Origin of the sequence: Psychrobacter sp. 28M-43, assembly GCF_014770435.1 — a bacterium.
In the GTDB taxonomy this organism is placed as follows: Bacteria; Pseudomonadota; Gammaproteobacteria; order Pseudomonadales; family Moraxellaceae; genus Psychrobacter.
Window position 1 is genome coordinate 2,305,938 of the sequence record NZ_CP061739.1, and the last position, 25,103, is coordinate 2,331,040.

Here is a 25,103-nt window from a genome sequence, read left to right on the forward strand (position 1 = left end):
TAAACTGTTGTTAGGTATTAGCGAAATTAATGGTTTAGCTTTATTAGTATACGATATTAATATCAGGTGCAATAGCCTTAAGTCTCTCTACTTGCTTTAAGGATGTTTTTTTATTTAAAAGTATTTTTCGCAGGGAGCCAAAAATCTGTTTATTACTAAAAATATCCAAATCGTTTAAACCGTCCAGACCACTGATGTGTATTTTTTCTACGTGTTTAAAGCTATTATTTGCTACCCATATACAGAATAACTTATCTATCATATCTTCATTTATACGTAGAGATACAAACTTATCAAATATAAAATACCGATAGTTCTCGATTAACTCATACATTTTTGGTAAAGGAATTGGACAATCAAGGTAGTTTTTTGAGGTAAGAATGTTGCCTATGATTGTTAATTTACCTATTGTATTTTCCTTCGATATATACTTGATAGAAATATCCTCAAGTTGATTGGTTTCTTTACAAGTTTTACCATACCCAAAAGTTACATATTCTTTACTGGTGTTCGAATAGTTGAAACCTGACTGCTTATCCTCATATCGAAGCTCAAACATAGATGGCTCATGGGGTTTTGTCCTCCACATGATCTGATTTTCTGTTTCGCCATTTTCAATGGTATAGATCTCTCTATCACAGATACCTTCATCAAAGGTATATGACATACCTTGATATAACTTACCTTGATAAAGTTGTGGTATCGTGCCACAACCATACTCATCTAAGTCCTCATTACAAAATCCTGTAGAGTCAATATTAATAGGCGAAGGCAATCCTATCTGACAAGGTGAGATATAAAGTAAATCGATCTCACCTTCCTTAACTTCATAGGCTTCTAACTGGTTATTAGGTTTATCGAAAAAAACAATGCCTGTGTAAAGCTTACCGTGCTGAGACCATTTACCATTATTTTTATTTAACAAGGTTGATTTCAATCGTTGCATATTACTCATGTTAATCTTCTCTATAAGAGGAGCTATTAATCGTGCCAGTAGAAGCGGTAATGCTAGAATCATTCATTTTAAGATATACCTACACCGAACCAATCAGGTACGGTACCCTATACAGGAGTCAAACTGACAGTACTAACGGTAGGTAGGTCATTATGATTAAGCTGTCTGATTTAAATACCCCATGTTTGTTTCTACAAATTCTTCCACATAGTTAAATTATTCTTCAAGCGATATTGACACTTTAGTTGGCAAAATAGATAAAAGATCATTGTAATCCTTAATATCTAATAGGTTTCCTGCTACTAGTCCAAATAAATAGCCTTGCCAAATAAGTGAACCTTGATAAGGATCGTTACTTATTCGCAGATACTCATGAATTTCTTCTTTAAAGTCATCTTTACTGTACTTAAATATCATAATTGCTATCTATTTTTTTGTATTACTTAGTCAAGTTCTATATCTGATGGCTCACCCAATAAGAAATCATAGCATTCTTGGTTTCCGACTTGCGGTAAAAGAGTATATAGCTCATTATCGCCTTCAATCAGACTAAATTCTAATAAAGCAAACAAGTAACCTTGCCAAAATAACGCAGTGTCATCGCAAAAGTTGTCTAATTCTATCTGCTTCTTAAGCATTATTTTGACGTTTCCAACATTCAAGCTTGTATTTTCCATAGCTACCTCTTTTGAAGCTTACCAATAAAAATAACCTTAGAGCGTTCGAATGAGCCATGTTGACACAAATTACCACCACTAGGACCAGTTTTATAACCTAGTATTTTCTATACATTTTCAAAATAGCAGAAACAGGCTTTTTTAGATTATACCCCAGCGGAACCAGCTATTTCACCCCAAAAACCTATTAACAGACTACTTAAAACAGACTGGTATAATGGAACCACTTATAATGGCCTTTTTGAATAGTTATATCTGTTAGGCTTTACACGAGTACTTTATATTCTCATAATACACTTAAAAGATAATCTCTTATACTACGCTCCAAAACCTCAAACTTTTCAAAATACCTTTCTATCAAGTCATCAATATCTTGTAGCACTATGTATATAGGCCATTTAATGATTATTAGCCGTTTTTTGGTGATCATTTTATCAAAAACCTTTTGCACAGCTCTGTGACTACGCTCACGGATATTAGTCTCATTTAGACTTATGCATTTTTTTAAGAGTTAAAGGATGATAAGAGAATAAAAAAACGCAGAGCACCATTTGATGCCCTGCGTTCATTAGACTGAACTGTACTTACAGGATACTGCGTCTAAATTGTAGATAAGCCGCTGTGATCGCTGCCGCATTCTCTATCTGCGGATAATGACCTAACATAGGCATATTGGTTATATCAGCGTTGGGTATCAGCTGGCGATAACGATCAATCATATGCTGACCTGAGATAGGATCTTTGGCGCCAGCAATCAATTTCACAGGTACGGTACTGTTGATAATCGCGCCTACCCATCGCTCGCGGTACTGCTGACGTTGGGGCATATAGTTAATCAGCTTATGCATCACACCCAATCCATCATTGTGATTTAACAGCTGCCATAGCGTATCTATCACCTTTACTGTGGGCTGCGTGTCAGGGCCAAATATCCGTTGTAAGCTGCCCGCAAATTTCTGCTTATTAATCAGCTTTGATACTAGAGGGCCTAATGGCGATAGCAGTAGTTTCTGTACCAAGATAGGTTTGTGCGTCTCAGGAAACAGACCACCGTTTAAAAAGCATACGCTAGCAATGTGTCGCTCAGCGCTCCCTTCGACTTGTCTTGCTAGTAACTCCTGAGCCACCGTATCACCATAGTCATGCGCTAATATATGATAATCACTGACGTCCAGTTTTTCTAAAACCGCTTGATAAATATCAGCCTGTTCACTGATTAGATAGCGCGCGTTTTTGGGTTTATCTGATAACCCAAACCCTAGCATATCGAGTGTGATGACATAATAATGTTCGGTTAGCGCATCCCACATGCCCTCCCAATCCCAACTGGCACTAGGGTAACCATGAATCAATAGCAGTACAGGCGCACTTTTATCCCCTGCATACCGAGTAAAGATTTGATGCCCATGAATAGTTTCATATTGCCCCTGCCGTTGCCACTCATTAAGAGTTATCATTAGAGACTTACTCCTCAAATGACGGGTCGGTGCGGCGCAATTTTCTCAACAATGCAGGCCATGCGATATCGCCATTCGCGCCACGGGTGACTTGCTCTGATGCAGCTTGGATACCGGCCAATATTTGTGCTGGTATTGGCGTCAAGGTACCACCGCCGCTCTGTGCTTTGATCTGAATCTCGCAAGCTCTTTGCATGATATACATGTATAAGAACGCATTGGCGACCGTATCGGCACAGGTGAGCAGACCATGGTTACGCAAAATCATAAAGTGAGCATCGCCTAAATCAGCAACCAAACGTACTTTTTCTTCAGGGTTTAATGCGACGCCTTCGTAGTCGTGGTATGCCAAGTTAGATAGTGGAAATAATGATTGTTGCGAGATAGGTAGCAGGCCTTTTTCTTGCGCTGAGACGGCAACACCATCATTTGTGTGCAAATGAATGACGCAATGCGCATCGTCGCGAGCCTCGTGCACAGCACTATGAATGATAAATCCAGCTGGATTTACGTCAAACTCTGACGGCGCTACTTTCTCGCCTGCTTTATTAACCTTGACCAAACTAGAGGCGGTAATCTCTTCAAATAACATCCCGTACGGATTGATTAAAAACTCATCCTCAGTACCTGGTACGCGCGCAGAGATATGAGTGAATACCAAATCATCCCAGCCATAAGAGGCAATCATTCGATAACAGGCGGCAAGATTTACGCGCATCTGCCACTCTTGTTCGCTCATATTATGGTGTACACTCGAGGTTGAATCGGTCGATGTCGCGGTTTGCATAGTTGTTTGCATGGTGTATTCCTTTACTGTGTTAGATATCCTGAATGATTACTTTACACCATTTTATAAAACCAAATCTGTCAAAAACATTACACTTATGAATATCAATCATTATTTAAATAACGACCCATGGTTTAGTCAATTACCAGCCATTGTGCAGCCACTACTGGCAGGCGATGCGGTGCTAAAGGTATACCAAAAAGGCCAAATGATTCATGCCATCGGTGACAACGATGATGCGGCGCTACACTTTGTCGTGTCGGGTACCATTAGGGTCTGTAATGTGAGCGCTAGTGGCCATGCCATGACGTTGGCGCATCTATCTAGTGGTGAGTGGTTTGGTGAAATATCTATCATAGATGACAATCCTCGCACCCATGATGCGTGGACGATTAACAAAGTAACGCTAATCTCAATCCCAAGAAATCTCGTCATTCAGACAGCGCAATTGCATCCAATTTTATACAAGCACCTCGCGCTTATAACCTGCGAGCGAATCCGCCGAGCATTTGATTGGATTGACGATGCTACCTCACTCAATACCTCAGCGCGATTGGCTAGCATGCTGATTGGGCTGATTGACACTTATGGTAAGCAAGTGAATGGTGATATCAAAATAGATCTGCGCTTATCGCAAGAAGAGCTTGGTTTCATGCTTGGTACTACCAGACAAACCATCAATAAAATCATTCAATCATGGCAAAAGCAGAAACTTATAGATATGCATTATGGCTTTATTACTATAAAAGACAAAACTCAGTTAATGGTAATGATGAATCCTGCCTGACTTAAATATATAAAATCATCTCAGAAAACACCCCAACCTCTAACTTATTAGAGTTGGCATGAACCGCCTTAACATCTTCTTAACAGACCACTTGCTATGGTAAGGAATGACGTTTCCTACCATCTGTTGAGAAGTATCTGTATGTCCATACCTCAAGTCATCAAGACCAATGTGCTAAAAATCAACGCACCCAACGCCAATACAAAGACCAGCTACCTTAGTAAGCTCTATGATCGTGAGATAAGTCTCAGTTATCTTATTATTATCGTGGCTTTATATTTGGTAGTGACTGCAAATATTGCGTTCTTTGAGCAGGTGCTGGCTGTCTATCCATTTAGCAAAAACGTCGGATTTATCCTGTCTATTATTGGCTTGTTATTTGGACTGATGTGGCTGGTATTACAGCTGCTGTGCTATCGCCCAATTGCCAAACCCGTACTAGCTACGTTGCTGATTATCGCTGCCATCTGTGGTTATTTTACTAGCGCCTATGGAACGATATTTGATACCAACATGTTGATTAACAGTCTGGAGACCGATCAAGCAGAGGCGATGGGATTGTTTGCCCCCAGCATTGTCATTCGTGTGCTGCTACTGGGCGTGTTGCCCGCCTTTATCATTAGCAAGATACGGTTGAAACGCTTTACTTGGCAACGCAGTATTCTACAAAAAACGGCAACCTTGATCCTATCTGTTGCGCTAATCGCCGTTTGTATTTTGCCGTTTGGTGACCAGTACGCCAGCTTCTTTCGTCAACATAAACAAGTTCGCTCTTATGCCAATCCGATCACGCCTATTTACTCTACGATCAAACTTGGCGAAAACTATGTCGATGAGCTACGCCGTCCTGATAGTTTGACGCTGCATGCGACAGATGCAAAGCGTGTGGCACCTGCTGATAGTGTGAGTGGCAGTGCTAAACCAAAACTAATGGTATTTGTGGTTGGCGAAACGGCTCGCGCCGATCATTTCGGTTTGAACGGTTATACACGCAATACCACACCGCTGCTCTCAAAGCAGTCAGACCTTTATAGCTTTGAAGATGCTGTCTCCTGCGGAACCTCTACGGCCTACTCCGTACCTTGCATGTTTAGCTATGCAAATCGAACAGACTACGATATCGATACCGCTAAGTATAATGAAAACGTACTAGATACGCTCAGCAAGCAAGGGGTCAATGTCATTTGGCGCGACAATAACTCTAGCTCAAAAGGCGTGGCTGATCGCGTTACTTTTGAAGACTATAAAACAGCTGACACAAACCCCAACTGTGATGTCGAATGCCGAGATATCGGTATGCTTGATGGTTTTGATGAACTGGTTAAATCAGGCAGCTCACAGAAAGAGATGCCGAAAGACACGCTTATTTTGTTACACCAAATGGGTAATCATGGTCCCGCTTATTATCAGCGCTATCCTAAAGAATTTGAAAAATATAACCCTGTCTGCATGACCAATGAGCTGTCTAAATGTGATGCTCAGTCTGTGATAAATGGTTACGATAATGCGATTCGTTATACCGATTACTTTTTGAGTAATGTGATTGATACGCTAAAGCCTTATGAGCAAGATTATGATGTGGTAATGGTATATATTAGTGATCATGGGGAGAGTTTGGGTGAAAATAATATCTACCTGCACGGCTTGCCCTATAAGTTCGCACCAGATGCACAAAAACACGTGCCTACGATAGTTTGGTCGCCCAATAGTAATAGTATCGATACTGAAAGTCTTTCTAGTATGGTCAATCAGCCAGTGTCACACGATTTTATTACGCCGACATTGCTGAACTTTTTTAGTATTACGACCGATGAGGTGAAAGGTGCACCAACCTTTTTTAAACTGGGTCATTCTAATTGATTGGCTAAAAGTGAGTTATTCCAAAGAATTTATTAAAACAGCTCACTACATTCGTTTTATATCGTTCAGTCCTTTTAGGTAACCACTATTTTTTAGGTCAGCATCATGTACAAAATACTCGTTATTGAAGACAACCCCGATATCGTGGCCAATATTTATGCTTTTTTTGAGCCAAAAGGGTTTGAGTTGGACAACGCGCATAACGGCTATAGCGGGCTAACACTTGCCTCAAACAATCGCTATGATGTAATCCTGCTAGATGTAATGCTACCAGGTATGGATGGCACGCAGCTGTGCAAAAAGCTCAGAGAAGAGTTGCATGATAAAACGCCCGTGCTAATGCTCACGGCTCGCGATACAATCTTGGATAAAGTCGCTGGTTTTGATAGCGGCGCTGATGATTATTTGGTCAAGCCGTTTTCGTTGGTTGAGTTGGAATGTCGTATCAAAGCGCTCATACGTCGCCATGAAGACGATCATTTTGCCCACAGTATTGCCGTCGGAGCGTTGTCCTTAAACAATAGTGAGCATACTATTATGCGTGAGGGACAATCACTGAAGCTTACTCCCACTGGCTTTAAAATATTGCACATCCTAATGAGTGCAGCGCCTAGAGTCGTCAGTAAAACTGAGATTGAAGAAAAAGTGTGGGGGCTAGACATACCCAGTAGTGATGCACTGCGCACCCATATGCATAGCGTGCGCGCACAGGTTGATAAGCCATTTGACATACCCATGATAGTCACAGTACCTGGCGTAGGTTACCAAGTTGTTGACCCTAATAAATCAGCAAACGCGTAGTCATGATTGCAGTATGAATTGAATAAACCTTATCCAATTTACTAATCGACTTACCGTACCATATTTCTCGCTCTATTATATATAGCCCTGTTATATATCGCCTTATTCTATTAGGTTGTCCTACGCCATGCTCAATATAGACTCGATAGCCAATAAGTTCAGACTGTCTTACTTCATATTCGCGTTATTACTGTGCGCAGCTTTTGTCAGTATTTTCTTGTACGCAGAGAGCCGAATAGAGCAAGATTTGGTCAAGGCTCGCCTATTGCAGCAGCTAGAGCTTAGTCAAGAAAAATACGGTGACCAGCCTATTTATGTCGCTGACCCAGGTATCAAGATTTATCGCTATGATAAAGCACCTGCTAGTTTGCAAGCGATAGCCAATGACACGGTGCAAGAGACTTCTGTCACTGTTAATAAGGCCTCTGGAGCAGGTCATGCCAACCTGCATCTTTTTGCCTATACCCAAGACGGTCAAACCTATATTTTGACTTACCTAGAAAACACCGAAATGGTGATGGGAAATTACCCAGTCTTGGCGATATTTGAGCACCTAGAAGACATTTTTGCAGATACGCTAAAAGTAGCCGTGATTCTAAGCTTACTTATCGCCGCTATTTTTTCCCAATTGTCCTCTAAACAAATCATCAAGCCTTTACTAGATTTGAAGCGAGCCGTCGAGACCGACCATCATAACTTAAGCGACTTGACACACTTACCATCTGAGGTTGGTGTCTTGGCACGGGCTATCGATGAGAAAAACCACAAGTTAGAACAGTACCTCAAGCGCGAGCAACTGTTTACTGGTGATGTCAGCCACGAGTTACGCACGCCATTGACTATTATCATGGGGGCTTCCGAGGTGTTGGCCTCGCAACTAGACGCTGACAGCCACTTAAATGAGTTTACCAATCGTATTAGCACTACTGCCAAAGAAACTTCTGAGATTATCACCGCTCTGCTTCTACTATCGCGCGCGCCTGAAAAGTTAGATGCACCGCAAACCTCTATTAACAGTATCGCTTTAGCGGAAATGCAGCGCCTAAAATACTTACTGCGGTATAAGTCTGTTACTTGTCAGGTAATTGCTGAGCAGGAATACAGCGCTTACGTACGCCCCGAACTCCTAAAAATGGCATTGGGCAACCTCATAAAAAATGCGTTTCAATATACCGATGATGGCGAAGTAACCATTACTATCGATGACGAAAAAATCATGGTGACTGATACTGGCTTAGGTATTCCTGAAGCGATGATGCCTCTATTATATGAACGGTTTGAGCGATTAGAGTCTCAGTATAAAGACGAGCAAACAATCCTGTTGTCAGAGCATGAGACAAAACATAAGGTTGAAGGATCAGGTCTAGGGCTCAGTATCGTCCAGCGTATCATGTCGCATATGGGTTGGCAGCTCACTCACCAAGCCAATCGCTCAGGTGGTAGCACCTTTAGTATTTATTATAAGTAACCTTGTGATAGTCCAAAGATATCTTCACCTCCCAATCATAATTGCTGATTGGGAAATGAAAAATTTAAACACCCATTACGCTTTAATCTCATCCATCTATTTCCTCTTAACGTTTTCTTAACCTCTCCCGTCTTATACTCAGGCTATCTTAATTTTAATAGACCGTTAAGAACGCCCTATGAAGCAAATTACTCATACCAACCTTGTAGACCCATCAGCCGAGCATAGTTCTATCAATCAGACGACGCATGATAATGCACTCGCAGCTGATAGCTTTGCAAGTCATGCCAAAGGTAAAACGGGAATCCTTCGCATTATAAAAGCCACTGGCTACTCTATAGATGGCTTTAAAGCCGCATATAAATTGGAAGCGGCTTTTAGACAAGTTTTGTGGCTCAATCTTATACTGCTAGCTGCTGTCATCGTTATGCCTTTTGCGCTTGGTATAAAAATGATGCTGGTCGTCGCTTCTTTTTTATCTTTGATTGTTGAGCTAGTCAACACAGGTATCGAAGCTTGCGTTGACCATACTTCAACCGCCAAACACCCGCTCGCAAAAATCGCAAAAGATGTCGGCTCTGCGGCACAGTTCTTAGCGTTAAGTTTGTTAATGGTTTTATGGGTAATGGCGTTGTCTGCTCTACTTTATTAAAGTCTGATCTACTTTATTAAAGCATGGCGAGCACTCGCCTAACAGCACAATGCGCTGCTTAGATAAACAATAAAACGAAGGTCGTATTAAGAACTATCAACATCGCATATACGTTATCAGGTGTAGTCATGACTTCAGAAAACAACGCAGTGACTTGGGACTGGCTAAAACTACTGTGCGTGACCATCATGGCCACCTTAGTTTTTGAGCATAGCCAATTAGATGTACGCATCAGTGAGCTTTTTTATAACAATGGTCACTGGCTACTCGAAAAGGGCGCGCAGCCTTATGCATTTATCTTTTATGATTTGCCCAAAGTATTATTGTTTCTATTGGCTGTCTATCTCATAGCGGTTTTAATCATCAAGTACAGACAATCAAGGCTTAATGCTACTGCCCTAAGCTGCAATAAGCTAAATCGCAGTAAGCTCAGTCATAATAACCTTGATCAGTTTCTGCTTCCTTTACCTATGCGCGAGATAAGCTACCTACTGATTATATTGGCGATTGTGCCTACTACTATTGCCACGCTCAAAGGCGTCACTCATATTAGCTGCCCAAATGATTTGGTTATTTTTAATGGGGATTTGCCCTACCTCAATCTTTGGCAAAACATCGTAGCAGCAACGCCTGCCAGATGCTTCCCAGCGGCTCACGCCAGCGCAGGATTTTCTTTATATGGACTGGCTTTTTTACCAACATTAAGAAAATACCGCTATCAGATAGTCATATCAGTAACTATTTTGGGCTGGACAATGGGACTGTATAAGATGCTGTTTGGCGATCATTTCTTTAGCCATACATTGGTCTCAATGCTGCTGTCATTAACCATAGCCTGTGCGCTCGCAGCCCTATTTTTCAAACAATCGATTAAGAGTAAGGCACACAGCACCAACGACGATAAAAGACATATTGGTCTTAGCTTGTCTAGCATTGAGCACTCTAATACTTAAAGTTGGCACTTAGGTTCAGTACTTATGCATCAGTACTTTGAATGGACGTTCGGGCATGACAGAGTTGTTCATTATCTCTTTACTAAAATAGCACTACTAAGTATTTGAAAAACCCTGTATAAATAATTGACAATCATTGGCTTATTGTTAAGCAAACGCAAGGATAGCGCTTGTGAATGAGCTCCTCCATATCAAGAGGCGGTAAAGGAATGTAGCTATGCGCTTGTTGTCTATTAGGTCAAAACCGTCGCATATCTATTCTTTTTTGACCATTTTATTATTGCTCGTAGGCACTGCAAGTAGCAGTCAAGCTGCCAGTTACGCTATTAATCCTGCCAGCACTCATATCCGATTTGCTATCGAACACTTTAAGAGTTCAGCCACGACTGGTGGTTTTTATAATATCAAAGGTCAATTGCAATACGATCCAAACTTAAGATCAGGCGAAATCTCATTGATCATACCGATAAACTCCTTAAATACGGGCAACCCTTCTTTTAATAATAGCCTAACTGGGCCTGAATTTTTTGATATGCAGAGGTTTCCTTCAGCGCAGTTTGAATCGACAAAATGGCATTTTAATCAAGATAAAAAAAGGCCGCAGGTCTCACAAATAGATGGCCAATTGACACTGCATGGCGAGACCCACCCAATTAGCCTAACCGCGACTAAGTTTAATTGTTATCTAAATACGAGCATCAAAAAAGATGTTTGTGGGGGTGAGTTCACTGCTACGATTAATCGTACAAAATGGAATATCAATAAATTCGCTTGGTTCGGACTGACCAAAAACCTTGACTTAAGTATCAAGGTCGAAGCCGCCAGACAGTAGTATTTTTAATGTTTCGCCACTGTCTTAATAGATACGGGTAGTGATTTGCAGAAAGCTTAAAAAGGAATTAGACATGATTCATCGATATTATAAGGACATTGTGAAGCCACTTTCTGCAGTCATGCCAGCATTGTCATTTTCAGTGGTCATAGGATTTGGCGCCTCTACCGTAGCGATGGCCGCTGGCGTCAGTTTCCAAGAAAATACTTTGCCTAGCAGCACAAGCTTACCCAATATCAGCCCCACCAATAGTGCGCTTGCCAATCGCGGTGCTTACGTGGCTCGTACAGCCGACTGTATGGCCTGTCACCGTGAAAATTATAGTGGCGGCGTGCCGATTGAGACGCCCGTTGGCAATATTTACTCAACCAATATCACACCCTCTAAGAAATACGGTATAGGTAATTATACTGAAGCTGATTTTAAAAAAGCCTTGCAAAAAGGTCGCACACCAAATCATCAGCTTTATCCTGCTATGCCTTACCCGTCTTATCATGGCATGACAGATGAGGATATCAGCGCCTTGTTCGCGTACTTTCAGACCGTTCCTATCGTAGACAAACCACCTGAAAAAACCACTCATTTGCCTTTCCCGTTAAATATTCGTAGCTTAATGCTGGCATGGAATGTCATCAATGTGCCCTCTACTGAAAATCGCTCAGGGCTAACTGAAACTCAGCAGCGCGGTGAATATTTGGTCAATAACTTAGAGCACTGCGGTACCTGTCACACCCCGCGCAACTTAACCCAAGGCCTAGATAAAGACCACTATTTATCCGGCGCACCACTTGGCAAATGGTTTGCACCGAATATCACCCCTGACAACGACACAGGTATCGGCCTTTGGAGCGAAGTGGATATCGTAAATTATCTACGTACAGGAACGCTTGATAAGCGCGCTTACGCGGGCGGGCCAATGGCAGAAGCCGTGGCGCACAGTATGCGCTACCTAACCGACGAAGACCTTATAGCGATGGCTGACTATTTAAAAGTCGTCCCAGCCATTAAGACCGATGACTATTTGATACCTGTCAATATTTCTCGTCTACCGCAACCAGTCAGCGATTCTATTACTTACGACTTACTTGAGCAAAAAGACTATCTGGCACATGCCAAAACCAATACTGTCAGCAGTGCCAACAATAGCGGTCTGAACAGCAACACGCCAAAAGAGTTGTATCTGACACATTGCGCTAGCTGTCATGGGGTCGACGGTTACGCCCAGCCCGATGCACGCTACGCCTCCATCGTTGGTTTGAGTAGTATTCGCCGCGTAAAACCTGATGCGCTCGTTGGCGTAATTGCCTTTGGCGCGAAAGGTGCCTTTAACACAGCACCAAAAATGCCTGGTTTTTCAGAAGACTTAAGCCCTGCGCAGATTGCTAATATTACTAACTACGTACGAGTCAAATTTGGTGGTTTATCAAATAGCGATGTTAGTGCCGCTGAAGTCACGCGCGTGATAAAAGAAAAAAGTTAGCTATAAAGAATAGGCATAAATTAGTATTTTCAATAACACCGCAAAGACTCAGCACGATAAGGATAATCCTATGAATGACCTGCTCCAATCTCCCACGCGACGACAACTGCTCTCAATGATAGGCAAGACGGCAGGCGCGACCGCGATGTATCAAGCGATGGCCACGTTGGGGTTTGCATCTGAGTCGAGCTTCAAAGAAGAGATGAATCTGAAAGGCGCACCGGCTGGTGCCAGCATCCTGATTTTGGGTGCAGGATTGGGTGGTCTAACTGCCGCCTATGAGCTACGCAAAGCGGGCTACAAAGTGACCGTGCTTGAGTACCAAAATCGTGGCGGTGGCCGCAGCTGGACACTCAACAGCGGTGACAAATATACTGAACTTGGCGGTGCTGAGGTCACTTGCGACTTTAAAAAAGGCAATTACTTCAATGGCGGACCATGGCGACTGCCCATCCACCACTACGCGGTCTTTCATTACTGCAAAAAGTTCGGTGTGGCATTGCAGCCTTTTATCCAGACCAATGATCGCGCTTATCTGCATCGTACCAATCACTTCGATGGTGCGCCGCAGCGCTTGGGCGAAGTACAAAGCGATATTCGTGGCTATGTGTCAGAACTGCTGTCCAAAGCCGTCAATACAGGCAGTCTCGATAGTACGGTCAATAAAGAGGACAAAGAAAAATTACTCGAAGGTCTCAAGGGCTGGGGCGTGCTAGATAACAACTATCGCTATGTCAAAAGCCATGAAACGGGCAAGCATCGTGGCTATAGTGTATATCCCGGTGGTGGTCTGATGCCTGAGGCCAAACCATCAACACCCATACCGATGGACAAATTATTAGACTCAGGTATGTGGTCGGATATTTATAGCAACTATACCGTGCATGTGCATCAACCAACGATGTTTCAGCCTGTCGGCGGTATGGGGAAAATCGGTGATGCGTTCACACGTGAATGTCGAGATATGATTACCTTCAATGCCAAAGTCATCAAAATCAATCAAGACGAAACTGGGGTTACCGTTGACTATGTCGATAGCAACAGCCCTGACGGTATAGCCAAAACAGTGCGCGCAGGTTGGTGCATTTGTACTATCCCCTTGTCAATATTGACGCAGATTGATATCAATGTCTCCGCGCCAATGAAACAAGCGATGGCAGCCGTTCCTTATGACAGCTCGTATAAAGTAGGTTTGGAGTTCAAACGAAGGTTTTGGGAAGAGGATGAATGGATCTATGGCGGTATCACTTATACCGATATGCCTATCTCACAAATCTCCTACCCGTCACAAGATATGTTTAGCTCAGGCTCAGGTGTGCTACTTGGCGCGTATGGGTTTGGAGAGGCGTCGTACAAGTTTAACTCGTTGACTCCTAAAGAACGTATCAATGCCGCGCTCGCCTATGGCAAACAGATTCATCCGCAATATACCAAAGAGTTCCGTTCGGGCACGTCTGTCGCATGGCACCGTATCCCTTGGTCGCTTGGCTGCTACGGTATCTGGAGCGAGTCAAGTCGTGAGCAGTATTATCAAACATTATGCGAGATAGACCACCGGATTGTGTTAGCAGGTGAGCATTGCTCACATATTCCTGCATGGCAAGAGGGCGCGATATTATCCGGTATGGATGCTGCCAAACGCTTACATCAAAAGGCCAAGAAACTTGGATAGCTAAAGCTAACTTTTGAGTAATAAGCTTTGAATAATAACTCTGCCTTTCAAGCAAGAATGATAACAATGAGACTAAGCACATTAGGAACAATTATGAACGTAGTGACATCAAACCCGATAAAATCATCTAGCTCGCTCAGCTCGAGCAAGGCAATAATGATGCTCATGGTCGGTGGGTCGATAGCGTTAACAACGTTGTCAGGCTGTAGTCAGTATAAGGCAAAAAACGCAGCCACTATCGCCAATCCACAAACAGCGCCCATGCTATTTAACAATAGTTTCGACAATCAGGCCAGTCGCAATCAGGGCGCATGGGGCGGCGTATATGTGTCCAAAGCAGAGTTGGCTGAGCCTACTACCAATATAGTCGATGTGCGCTCAATACCAAACATGAGTGAAGATACCAACATGCAGCAGTGGCTCGCAAAATTTGAAGGAAGCATACAAGGCAAGACGGGATTCCTTACCACCAATGGCAAAAAGCTCTATGATGACTCCTGTGCAGGTTGCCATATGCAAAAAGGTGAAGGTGCGCAAGGCGCAGGCTACTATCCACCGCTAGCCAATAACAGCAAGATGCAATCGAAATACTATATCATCAGTGTGTTAATCAATGGTCTACGCGGCATGCCATCATTCCACCGCATGATGAGCGATGAGCAAATAACAGCCGTCACACAATACGTACATAGCGATCTAAATAGCTTCACTGATATAGTGACCACTGCTAATGTCGCACAGCTACGCCATGATTTTCCACCAGGATCAGACCCTAGTGAGTGAGTAAAATACACGACAAACTAACTAGCTTTAACAACGCTTAGGCGGCACCGAATACGTGCCAACTACGTGAGCCACGATGTCATCACATCCTTCTGAATAAAGGGACACCTCGCCTACTATCAACGTGCGTCCTACTTTCATCAAGGTACATTCGGCGATAATACGAGCACTTGCTGATGGCTTACGCAAGAAATTGATGGTCAAACTCGTCGTCACCGTTAACGGGACAATACCGATTCTTCCGAGGATCGCCACATAAATGGCAACATCAGCGACGGCCATCATGACAGGTCCCGAAACTGTGCCACCGGGACGCAGCTCATTTACACCGATCTCGTGCGATAAAGTCGCGCCATTTTCGTTGACCGCCTCGACGACGCATTTAGTTTGGGGAAACTCCAATGCCATAAAGGCGCTGATTTCTTCTTTGGTTGCAGACATAACTCTTCCTTGAATTGAACTGTCCATGTTGATTCGTTTAATACATTTATAGGATCATTGCTAGATAGCAAAATCGAAACTATTTTCGCCTATGCTACGGTGCTCTTTTAATGCCCTAAATTACGTAATGACGATACATATCTCAATGTATCACGGGTGTACCTTCTGTACTAAAGGCAAATCCCTTGTTGCTAAAGTTACCGATCATGACTGCTTCTATCACTGGTTTGACGGTTTCATCCACACCTTCGACTTCGATGATAAAGTTAGCGCCAGAACCGCCTTTATCCTCTTCTTTTTCGACGATATAGTTCAGCGTGGCCATCGCTGGTAGCTCGATAGGGTTATCTAGATATGATTTGACCAATGCCCCATCTGTATCATAATAATCAATTTTATTAATATACAGTGACTTTTTGAGCGTGGTGTTACGTACACTCAGCGTCGCCGATAGCAGCACTTTGCGAGCGTCTCTATCGGTATAGATATCAGAATAAATCGGCACATAAAAGGTTTGCTTGTAACCAAACTGACTGTGATCCACATCTGAGGTAATCGCCAACTCTTTAATCGGATCTTTTTGATGCTCAGACAAAAGAACGTTCGGGTCTTGCGCGGACTGATCACAACCTGACAGTAGTGCCATTCTAGCGATCAGTAGGACAGATATACTTCGCTTATTCATAATCATTCCCCTATACCTTCTGGTATCACTGCGATGGCAAGCTACTATTTTATTTTCACACCCACACTACGTAAGAACTGATTGATGTGTTTATTGGCACCATAGATCACCAGTACATCGCGCTCTTGCAGTACTTGTTCAGGCGTCGCCAAACCTTGGATGCTAGGCTTGCTCTGCGTACGACCAAAACTGTCTTCATAATACTCATAGCGCAACGTACTAAGCAATCGGATATTGAACTTTTGCTCTAACTGTAAGTCGTCGACAGTCTTACCAATCAACACATTTGGAATCTTAATCTCTACCATGCTGAAGTTATCGCTCAATTCAAACGAATCGACAAAATAGCGTAATGACAGACGCTTGGCCCAGCGATTGGCCGCCTCTTTTTCAGGGTGAATCAAATCATCTACGCCGATAGCTTGTAGGACTTTTTCGTGTAGCGGATTGATACTACGGCTGATCAAACGCTTGGCTTTTAACGTCTTAAATAGCGCCGTTGCCATGACATTGGCCCCTTGATCTTCACCAATCGCTACGATGACAATATCAGTATCAACGATTGGTAATCCGCTAACCGTATACTCGTCCGTGGCATCCATACACAGCGTATGCGAAATCACTTCTTTGTAAGCTTCCACCCGTTGCATACTACTATCAATAGCAATCACTTCATGCCCTTGACTGGTCAATGCCGAACCCAATGATGCACCAAAATTTCCTAGCCCTACGATGATGTACTTCATAACTTATACAACCTTTTTTAATATTTTTTGCTATTTACTAAGAACGACATAGTCTGTTTACGACGGATTAGTTAACTGTTTGCGATGAATTAGTTAATCGTAATCTCTTCCGTAGGATAGCGATAATTACGTTGACGCATATTTTTTAGTAGCGCGATAAATATCGTCAGCATACTGACGCGGCCAACGAACATAATGACCGAAACCACTATTTTACTAAAATCTGATAAGTCTGCTGTCAGGTTTAAACTTAAGCCCACCGTGCTATAAGCTGAGAAGCACTCAAACACTACTTTAATCAAATCAAGCTCTGGCTGATCATAACTGATGAGTGTCACGCCCGTACCGATGACCAGTAGCGACAGCCACATAATAGAAAACGCGCGGCGTACAGAAATCTCAGCAATCTCCCGTTTAAACACCTCTATCTTGGTCTGTCCACGAGCTAGGCTCAATGTATTCAATAACGCAATCGCAAAGGTACTGGTCTTGATACCACCACCTGTCGAGTTTGGTGACGCACCAATCCACATCAGAAATATCGTCAGCATAACAGTCGGAAATGTAAGTTCACCCATATCAATCACATTGAACCCTGCCGTACGCGGGGTAGCCGCCGTAAAGAACCCTGTTACTAGCTTGCCAAGGAAGCTGGTATGGTCAGCGAGCACATTATTATATTCAAAGATCATCACCCCAATCAGACCAACTAGCAATAATGCGCCTGTGGTAATCAAAGTAATGCGGCTATTGATATTAAGTAACCAAGGCTGATAAATATAGCGTTGGTCATGACGATTTATCAGCCGCTGAGCACGATAACGTAAATACCTAAGCACATTGACCACGATGGTAAAACCCATACCACCGAAGATAAATGTCATCGCCAGAATCAGCTGTAGCGAATAATTAAAACGTAGCGAATCATCGTACAAGCCAGCACTAAAGGTAGAAAACCCAGCATTACAAAAAGCAGAAATCGCATGAAAGACTGAAAAAAATAACTGCTCAGACCAATCCATATTGGGTATGTCATAAATACTGATATAAATCAGCGCAGCCGCTACCGCCTCGACAGCAAATGTGACGTATAAGATAGACTTGAGTGTCGACACCACATCACCCATACCGCGCATGTAAGACATCTCGCTGATGCTGGCTTGTGTCTCATAGCTGACACCACCCTTAAAAAAATAACTAAAATAGGTCACAAAGGTCAAAATACCTAAGCCGCCAATTTGTATCAGACCCATAATAATGACTTGGCCAAAAGTCGTAAAATAGGTGGCAGTATCCACTACGATAAGCCCTGTCACACAAACCGCACTGGTCGCGGTAAAAAGCGCATCAACAAAAGACAGCGGCTGCGTCGTCGCATTGGGCATCATCAATAGCAATGCACCAACCAGCACCACGACTAAAAAGCTTAGAATAAAAAACTGCGCAGGATGTAGAAAGGTACGATTGAGATTAAAATTATGATCGGAGAGTTCGCGGACGAAGGTGACAAACACCGCTATCTTTATCGCGACAAAGCCATCAACGGCAGCAGATAGGCCCGAACGTACTAAGTCCGTAAAATGCGCGGTCAATAAAATGATAATGGCAATGCTAGTCAGTGCGTCAAAGACGGCGACTTTATTAAGCGTTAATGGCTTTTTGGTATAGATGTAACGACCAGCGGTCACCATAAAACTAAGGAAGATGATGACCAAATAGAAAATATGAAATACTTGCTGGAGCCACGTCGGTAGTGTAAAACCACTATCCAACAAGGCAATCGCTACCCCGATGACACTAATGAGAATCGTAAAATTGTTTAATAATCGATAACGCGTGGCTGCATTCATAGCCTGAGTCCATGACAACAATAACCACGATACTTATACTCCTTTTTTATCATATCCACAAAAAGTGATTTAAGTTAATCGTAACCAATTATTGAGTCATAGTAGCTATTGACAAGTTAGATACGGATAATCCGAGCGAGATAAGAAGTGCCCATTAGGCAGTAACGGCTTTAATAACTCTATAGTTTAATGCTATCGCTTATACACATTTATGAGACTTCTTCTTTTACTTTTGCTATTTTTACGCCGCCCCATGTCACTAATGCCACGCCAATCGCAATCAAAGTAGCGCCTAAAAATAAACCTTCTGGTGGCTGCTCTCCTTGCAAAAAAATAGCGACGGGCACGCCGATAATGGCTCCTACTGCGCCTAACAAACTCAGTAACACAGGCCCACCTGTCTTTTGCAATAAAAATAACAGTAAAAACTGTCCAGCAAATACGCATGCTTGTATAGCTATCATGCTTAGCGGCAACCAATCCTCTAAAGATACAGCAATAGAGAAATCTGACATCATACTAAACAAACCTAGCAGCAGCGCTGCCGCCATCAACATACCTGGAGCGAGTGCGCCAGAAGATGCATTATCAGGCCAGCGTAATGTCCTATATATATTGCCCATAGCGAGTAGCACTGGACCACAAAGCGCGATTAAAATCCAAAACACACTAGAATCTGGCGCAGAGAATTTATGTACGGCTAATGCCCCTGCTCCAATGAGTGCTGCGATGACTCCAAGCGCACGGACAATATAAAATTGCTCTATACGTAGTATCAGCGCGCCAAGATACGTTAGCAGTGGCGGCAATGAGAGGATTAAGGCGACGAAACCTGCGCCCACATGAGGAATGGCAGAAAATAATAATAAGTTAGCGGCCGCGACACTGACAAGCGCCGCGACAAAGTAATACTCTAAGCTGCGCGCATTAAGAGGAGGGAGTTCTTTTCTGATGAGCGCTATCATAAATAAAGTAACAGCAGCACCAGTAATCGACCAGAACAAAAACCCTAATGGGGTCAGACCGACATCGATAGCGTACTTTGCCACATTGGTCGAGATACCAGTGAGTGCGCCGCCTGCCAGTAGACAAAAAAAAGGCACCAGCCAAGTGGTCTTTTGAGTACTGGTTTGTTTGAGCGAATCATTCATCGAATATCCTATTGGATGACGAATTTTCTTAGTCATGTTTGATGGCTTTTGTATAGCTTACAACAACACCCTAATAGCTACTGGCAAAAAATGTCAGCAGGTAAGCTTTGTATAGCGACGGTTGCTGCATCCATTGCCCCAGCGACATAGCCAGGGAACTGCGCTGACCACTCACTACCACAACCTGTTAGACAGTCTTGCCACACGCCTTTCTTTGGCTTGGACGGCGGTGCTACTGCATGCTGACCGTTACCGCTAGCATCAGTGGGCATCGCTGTTAATGGATCCTGTGCCCAGTCCTTAAGATATTCAGCTTTTGGAGTACTCGCCTGCTCACCGAATAGTCGCACTAACTGCGCACGGCAATGTTCTTTTAGCACTGTATCAGAGACACTCTGTCGTACTTGAGCGGGAACACCAAAGAAACCAAACAATGCCCCATCGCCCTCTAGCGTAGAGGCATCATTTATCTCAGTGAGCGGCCCTATCGCACTGCGCGCGGCACCCGAGAGACCAGCATCTCGCCAAAATGGTGACTCATAAACAGCGACGTATTTGGCATGGGGAGCCATCCAAGTGGCTGTCTCGCGCCACTGTTCACTTAAGTCTTGCGGTAGCGCTGGCTGAAATACTATCCGACCTTCTACCAATCGAGGCGGTAACGCAAGTAGCACATGCTGTGCTCGGAACGTCGTCACATGTCTGGTCACATGCCCAGAGCTATCTTCACTCTGTACTTCGATATGTTGAGGCGTCTTGTTCAATTGCCTTACGGTTTGACCGGTCATAATACAACTAGCATCTAGGCGAGCATATAGCGCCTCAATCAAAGCGGCCATACCACCGACTAGACGCATAGAAGGTGGTTCGCTTTTACAACCTTGCATACGCACAGGTGGCTGGTTGGCAGCGCGCTCAACCATCATATCGCCTTCTTCGAACTGAGCGAAACGTGGTAAACCTAATGCCTCGATAAGACTGCTCAGCTGCGGCTGATACTCTGGCCAAAACCACGACGGCCCTAAATCAAAGCCGTCGTTTGATTTCTCATGATTAATACTTTGACTGCTAGCATTCTGAGCTACTGATGATTTGGCAACAGTGATACGCCCGCCCAATCTATCACGAGCCTCTATCAATATATAATCGATGCCTTTTTGTTCTAATAAAAAGGCGGCATACAATCCGCTTAATCCGCCACCGACGATCACCACTGGTACGTTTTGCATATCAAATACGTCCTATCTCATCAAGTACATTTAATCAGGACTACTCGATCAAAATTGTTCAAGTGAAACTACTCACCCAACAACTTAGTAAGCATCTCATCAATCTCAACCTTGAACTCTTTGTCTTCGATCTTATTGGCTGTGATTTTGGCATTTTGCAGACTTTGGATAGCAGCTTCTTTTTCACCTGTCTCAAGCTGTAGCACCGCCATAGAAAAAGCAATCGATGACATATGATCTTTTGAGTTAATGGCAGTAGCTTTGGCCAGTGCTTTGTCATAAATTACCAATGCTGCATCCAAATCTTCTGTGAAGTCAGCGAGCGTTTCCCATTGTTCTGGGTGGTCTTTGTCAGTGCCTTCATTATCGGTACAAATGGCTTTTAGTTCAGCATAAAACGCATCAAATTTTTCTTGATTACCGATACGGTCAGCCTCTAGTAACTCTTCTGCCAATTTATAAATAGATTTATATATTTTGGTATTGATCATTGCTTACAACCTTTTATTGACTTGGAGTATGGATTATTTGGTTAGGATTATAACGTAATTCTAGGGCGTGTCCTCATTTTAAAAATGGTGATAAAAATGAGATAAATTGCAGTCAAACAAGGAAAATAGCGTAGATAATATCGGGATATTAACCAGCTATTTAACGATGTTTGGCAAAATTTAGCCATTTTTAGCCCGTTTAGATATGATCAATTGAATTGAGGACACGCCCTAGCGGCTCAGATGTTTGCTACAGAGAAGAACACGATATTTATGTGGCTGTTATTAATATTACTATGAACCTTATCAAGGTTACTATTCATACTATAGTTGATTCAATTTAAAAGTAGTACAAGACAACCGAGTGCAAGTTATATATTAGTATGCTTAGCGAGGATGACGATGATGTAGCGGATTTATATAGACTTGACTATATTAGGGTTACAACTCGCGCCAGTGCAGCCACAGTCGCGTATCCAGCTCAAATTGATGATACTCAGGCTCCATATGGCAGCATAATTGATAAAACGCTTTGTTATGCTCATGCTCTTTGAAATGGGCAAGCTCGTGCACCACTATCATGCGCAAAAACTCTGGCGGCGCGTCTTTAAATAGGCTGGCTACCGTAATACTATTGTGCGATTTGAGCTTACTGCCCTGTACGCGTGATTGCGTCGTATGGATACCCAGTGCATGTTTTAAAACTTTCAATTTACTGCTATAGCTGACATTTGATAGCTGACCAATCTTACGCATGTATTGGGTTTTTATCTCATTTATATACTGATAGAGCGCTTTGTCGCTTTGGATTTGATGCTGAGTTGGGTACTTTTTTTCCAGATACTCGCCCAACCTACCATCATTGATAAGCTGAGCAGCTTGAGTTTGAATCTGTTCTGAGTAATGCGCTATGTACTTTAATTTGGTCACAAATGTATCCTTTGCTAATACGTTGCAGCGTATCAGTCGATCAATTTAATCTTAGGGAATTTTACCTTATATTTGCGGTGTTTGTTTGCCACTTATTTGGGATATATCCTCAATTCAAACGACAGTTATTTATAAATAGTTATCCATAAAAAAACCCCATAAGCTGCGTTCAACTTATGGGGGCATTTTTACTAATAGTTTTACTTAAAAAGTGTGTCTGATTAACGCTCTAAATGCAGATACTGCAAATGACGCTCGTACTGATTTAAGATATCAACCAATACCTGCTCTTTTGAGTAGCCAACCAAGTCATACTCTTGCGAGCCTTCGCTTAAGAACACTTCCGCACGGTAGTAGTACTCTGCGTGCTTGGTAGATGTGCTCAATGTAAAGTTAGGACGATGAGCTTTAATCAGATTGACTTCATAAATAAAGTCATCTTCATCGCCATGACCGACACGCAGTTTTAGACCATCTACCTGACCACTGTCTTGATCCATGCCTGCATCGATACCTTCACCGATACTAGCAAGGTTTTTGGTATCTAACGAGGTTTTGAGACCACCTGCTTTAAACTCTTTTTCGACCTCAGACATCGCTGGCATCACGACAGTATGCAGGAATTTCTCAACCTGTGCATGTCCTGGGAAGCTCACAATACGTTGCAAGCGCGCTTTCCAGCTCTTCCCGCTGTCCAATACATTTGCTGTGCCGATTGTACTGGCTTTACGCTTGTTGCCTTCTTCTTTTAGCGACTTCCACATAGACATCATGTAAAGCACAAGAATGATAGAGAATGGCAAGCCTGCAATGACAGAGACAGATTGCAATGAGGCAAAACCACCTGCAAATAGCAGTCCTAACGTAATAAGACCAGTGGCTGCTGCCCAAAACAGACGTAACCAAACCGGAGCATCGGTATCATTGGTCATACCTCTTGAACTCAAGTTCGCTAATACTAACGCGCCTGAGTCAGCAGAAGTCACAAAGAAAATAAGACCAATAACCACACCAGCAAATGACAATACTTCACTGTAAGGGAAGTACTCAAACAGCGCAAACATACCCATTGCCGCATCATTGACCGCGATTTCGCCCAGCTCTGTTGCGCCATTGGCAACCAAGTCTATCGCTGAATTACCAAAGATAGAGAACCATGCAAAAATAAACCCAAGCGGAATAAACATCACGCCAAATACAAACTCGCGCAACGTACGGCCACGGCTAATACGTGCAATAAATAGACCTACAAATGGTGCCCAAGCAACCCACCATGCCCAGAAAAATATCGTCCACCAAGATTTCCACTCGGCACCAGCAGCACCGTCATAAGCATAAACGTCAAAGGTTTTATAAATGATGGTTTGGAAATATTGACCGATATTTTGAGTAAAGGTATTTAATAGATACACCGTATTGCCCATTACCAATATGGCAAGCAACAACAGTATTGAAGACAACATGTTGAATTCAGATAGACGACGAACGCCTTTTTCGACACCTGTCATCGCAGAGATAGCAGCAGCCGCGACAACGCCGACGATGATGAGCGCCTGAACCGTTTTGCTAGATTCAATACCGAACACATGGGTCAAGCCAGCATTGGCCTGCAATACCCCAATACCCAAACTGGTCGCAATACCCATCAACGTACAGACGACACCAAAGGTATCAATACCATCGCCTAGCCAGCCCTTGATTAAACGTTCACCAAATATCGGTGTCAGCGGCGAGCGTAGCGCGAGTGGCATGTTTTTGCGATAAGCAAAGTAAGCCAGCGCCATACCGATCAGCGCATAAATACCCCAACCATGTAGACCCCAATGCAAAAAGGTTTGCGCAAGTGCTTCGCGCATGGCCTCAGCACTCGCAGGCTCTAGGCCTGTATGCGGGGTCAAATAATGCATCAAAGGCTCAGAGGCACCAAAGAACAACAGGTCAATACCGATACCCGCTGAGAACAGCATAGCCGCCCACGCTAAAAACGGGAATTGCGCTTTTTCGTGATCTTGACCAAGCTTTATATCGCCATACTTAGAAAAACCAACAAACAACGCAAAGATACTATAAGCGGCAACCACCAACATATAATACCAGCCAAACTTGTCTGATACCCAAGTCATGCTCGCGCTCAACAAGGCCTCACTATAATCTGGAAAAGCGATGGTCCAGATTATCAATAAAATAGAAATAATAGCTGAGCCCATAAACACGGTTTTGTTTAGGGTCAGAGGTTTCGTCACATCTTGTGATGGCGAACTGTACATAAAAGACCTCAATAAGTAAATTAAACAGGGTCCGATATTGCTTTGTCCGGCATCGTCTAATAGTAGACTGATGATCTATAACCGTATAACGTGGAACCAACCGCATGACGGACAAAGCAGTACCAATAAATAAAAAGCTAATAAAATTA

General features: G+C 43.1%; 23 protein-coding genes. 10 read left to right on the forward strand and 13 right to left on the reverse strand.

Going from position 1 to position 25,103, the window contains the following annotated elements; genetic code table 11:
* Positions 1-43 precede the first annotated feature (43 nt).
* From IEE84_RS09600 to IEE84_RS09615, 4 genes are all read right to left on the reverse strand, one after another.
* Positions 44-955: a hypothetical protein gene (locus tag IEE84_RS09600; protein WP_191114009.1), complete on the reverse strand. Its 912-nt coding sequence runs from the start codon at positions 953-955 to the stop codon at positions 44-46.
* Positions 956-1,398: 443 nt separating this feature from the next.
* The gene (locus IEE84_RS09605) at positions 1,399-1,632 is read right to left on the reverse strand and encodes a hypothetical protein (protein WP_191114010.1); all 234 of its coding nucleotides are present in this window, start codon (positions 1,630-1,632) and stop codon (positions 1,399-1,401) included.
* Between the two features lie 584 nt (positions 1,633-2,216).
* Positions 2,217-3,089: an alpha/beta fold hydrolase gene (locus IEE84_RS09610; RefSeq protein ID WP_191114011.1), complete on the reverse strand. Its 873-nt coding sequence runs from the start codon at positions 3,087-3,089 to the stop codon at positions 2,217-2,219.
* A gap of 7 nt (positions 3,090-3,096) precedes the next feature.
* Positions 3,097-3,888 carry a class II aldolase/adducin family protein gene (locus IEE84_RS09615; RefSeq protein ID WP_228724807.1) on the reverse strand — a complete coding sequence of 264 codons (792 nt, stop codon included), beginning with the start codon at positions 3,886-3,888 and terminating at the stop codon, positions 3,097-3,099.
* 85 nt (positions 3,889-3,973) lie between these two features.
* On the opposite strand from IEE84_RS09615, the gene IEE84_RS09620 reads away from it, so the two are divergent.
* The 10 genes from IEE84_RS09620 (at position 3,974) to IEE84_RS09665 (ending at position 15,164) form a co-directional block, all read left to right on the forward strand.
* The gene (locus IEE84_RS09620; RefSeq protein WP_191114012.1) at positions 3,974-4,663 is read left to right on the forward strand and encodes a Crp/Fnr family transcriptional regulator; all 690 of its coding nucleotides are present in this window, start codon (positions 3,974-3,976) and stop codon (positions 4,661-4,663) included.
* A 141-nt stretch (positions 4,664-4,804) separates the two neighbouring features.
* Positions 4,805-6,523, forward strand: a complete 1,719-nt coding sequence (locus tag IEE84_RS09625) for a phosphoethanolamine transferase (protein WP_191114013.1) — start codon at positions 4,805-4,807, stop codon at positions 6,521-6,523.
* A gap of 105 nt (positions 6,524-6,628) precedes the next feature.
* Positions 6,629-7,324 carry a response regulator transcription factor gene (locus IEE84_RS09630; protein WP_191114014.1) on the forward strand — a complete coding sequence of 232 codons (696 nt, stop codon included), beginning with the start codon at positions 6,629-6,631 and terminating at the stop codon, positions 7,322-7,324.
* 127 nt (positions 7,325-7,451) lie between these two features.
* Positions 7,452-8,792, forward strand: a complete 1,341-nt coding sequence (locus tag IEE84_RS09635; RefSeq protein WP_191114015.1) for a sensor histidine kinase — start codon at positions 7,452-7,454, stop codon at positions 8,790-8,792.
* A gap of 178 nt (positions 8,793-8,970) precedes the next feature.
* The gene (locus IEE84_RS09640) at positions 8,971-9,444 is read left to right on the forward strand and encodes a diacylglycerol kinase (protein WP_191114016.1); all 474 of its coding nucleotides are present in this window, start codon (positions 8,971-8,973) and stop codon (positions 9,442-9,444) included.
* A gap of 128 nt (positions 9,445-9,572) precedes the next feature.
* Positions 9,573-10,397 (forward strand): PAP2 family lipid A phosphatase, encoded by an 825-nt coding sequence (locus tag IEE84_RS09645; RefSeq protein WP_191114017.1) that lies wholly within the window; start codon positions 9,573-9,575, stop codon positions 10,395-10,397.
* A gap of 217 nt (positions 10,398-10,614) precedes the next feature.
* A complete protein-coding gene (locus IEE84_RS09650) occupies positions 10,615-11,229 on the forward strand; it encodes a YceI family protein (protein WP_191114018.1) in 615 nt (204 codons plus the stop codon).
* Positions 11,230-11,404: 175 nt separating this feature from the next.
* The gene (locus tag IEE84_RS09655) at positions 11,405-12,709 is read left to right on the forward strand and encodes a c-type cytochrome (RefSeq protein WP_224738012.1); all 1,305 of its coding nucleotides are present in this window, start codon (positions 11,405-11,407) and stop codon (positions 12,707-12,709) included.
* Between the two features lie 70 nt (positions 12,710-12,779).
* Positions 12,780-14,381 (forward strand): flavin monoamine oxidase family protein, encoded by a 1,602-nt coding sequence (locus tag IEE84_RS09660; protein ID WP_191114020.1) that lies wholly within the window; start codon positions 12,780-12,782, stop codon positions 14,379-14,381.
* A 93-nt stretch (positions 14,382-14,474) separates the two neighbouring features.
* Entirely contained in the window at positions 14,475-15,164 is a 690-nt protein-coding gene (locus IEE84_RS09665; protein ID WP_191114021.1) for a c-type cytochrome, read from the forward strand.
* 27 nt (positions 15,165-15,191) lie between these two features.
* On the opposite strand, the gene IEE84_RS09670 is transcribed toward IEE84_RS09665, so the two are convergent.
* From IEE84_RS09670 to betT, 9 genes are all read right to left on the reverse strand, one after another.
* Positions 15,192-15,605 carry a PaaI family thioesterase gene (locus tag IEE84_RS09670; RefSeq protein WP_191114022.1) on the reverse strand — a complete coding sequence of 138 codons (414 nt, stop codon included), beginning with the start codon at positions 15,603-15,605 and terminating at the stop codon, positions 15,192-15,194.
* Between the two features lie 142 nt (positions 15,606-15,747).
* Positions 15,748-16,290 (reverse strand): DUF3124 domain-containing protein, encoded by a 543-nt coding sequence (locus IEE84_RS09675; protein ID WP_191114023.1) that lies wholly within the window; start codon positions 16,288-16,290, stop codon positions 15,748-15,750.
* A gap of 44 nt (positions 16,291-16,334) precedes the next feature.
* Positions 16,335-17,036 carry a potassium channel family protein gene (locus IEE84_RS09680; RefSeq protein ID WP_057761091.1) on the reverse strand — a complete coding sequence of 234 codons (702 nt, stop codon included), beginning with the start codon at positions 17,034-17,036 and terminating at the stop codon, positions 16,335-16,337.
* An 89-nt stretch (positions 17,037-17,125) separates the two neighbouring features.
* Positions 17,126-18,886 (reverse strand): TrkH family potassium uptake protein, encoded by a 1,761-nt coding sequence (locus IEE84_RS09685; RefSeq protein ID WP_101206340.1) that lies wholly within the window; start codon positions 18,884-18,886, stop codon positions 17,126-17,128.
* 209 nt (positions 18,887-19,095) lie between these two features.
* A complete protein-coding gene (locus IEE84_RS09690; RefSeq protein ID WP_224737749.1) occupies positions 19,096-20,073 on the reverse strand; it encodes a DMT family transporter in 978 nt (325 codons plus the stop codon).
* A gap of 41 nt (positions 20,074-20,114) precedes the next feature.
* Positions 20,115-21,266 carry a flavin monoamine oxidase family protein gene (locus IEE84_RS09695; RefSeq protein ID WP_191114024.1) on the reverse strand — a complete coding sequence of 384 codons (1,152 nt, stop codon included), beginning with the start codon at positions 21,264-21,266 and terminating at the stop codon, positions 20,115-20,117.
* Positions 21,267-21,334: 68 nt separating this feature from the next.
* Positions 21,335-21,757, reverse strand: coding sequence for a tetratricopeptide repeat protein (locus IEE84_RS09700; protein ID WP_191114025.1), 423 nt, complete (start codon positions 21,755-21,757; stop codon positions 21,335-21,337).
* 441 nt (positions 21,758-22,198) lie between these two features.
* Entirely contained in the window at positions 22,199-22,687 is a 489-nt protein-coding gene (locus IEE84_RS09705) for a M48 metallopeptidase family protein (protein WP_191114026.1), read from the reverse strand.
* Positions 22,688-22,908: 221 nt separating this feature from the next.
* A complete protein-coding gene (gene betT / locus IEE84_RS09710) occupies positions 22,909-24,954 on the reverse strand; it encodes a choline BCCT transporter BetT (protein ID WP_191114027.1) in 2,046 nt (681 codons plus the stop codon).
* Positions 24,955-25,103 lie beyond the last annotated feature (149 nt).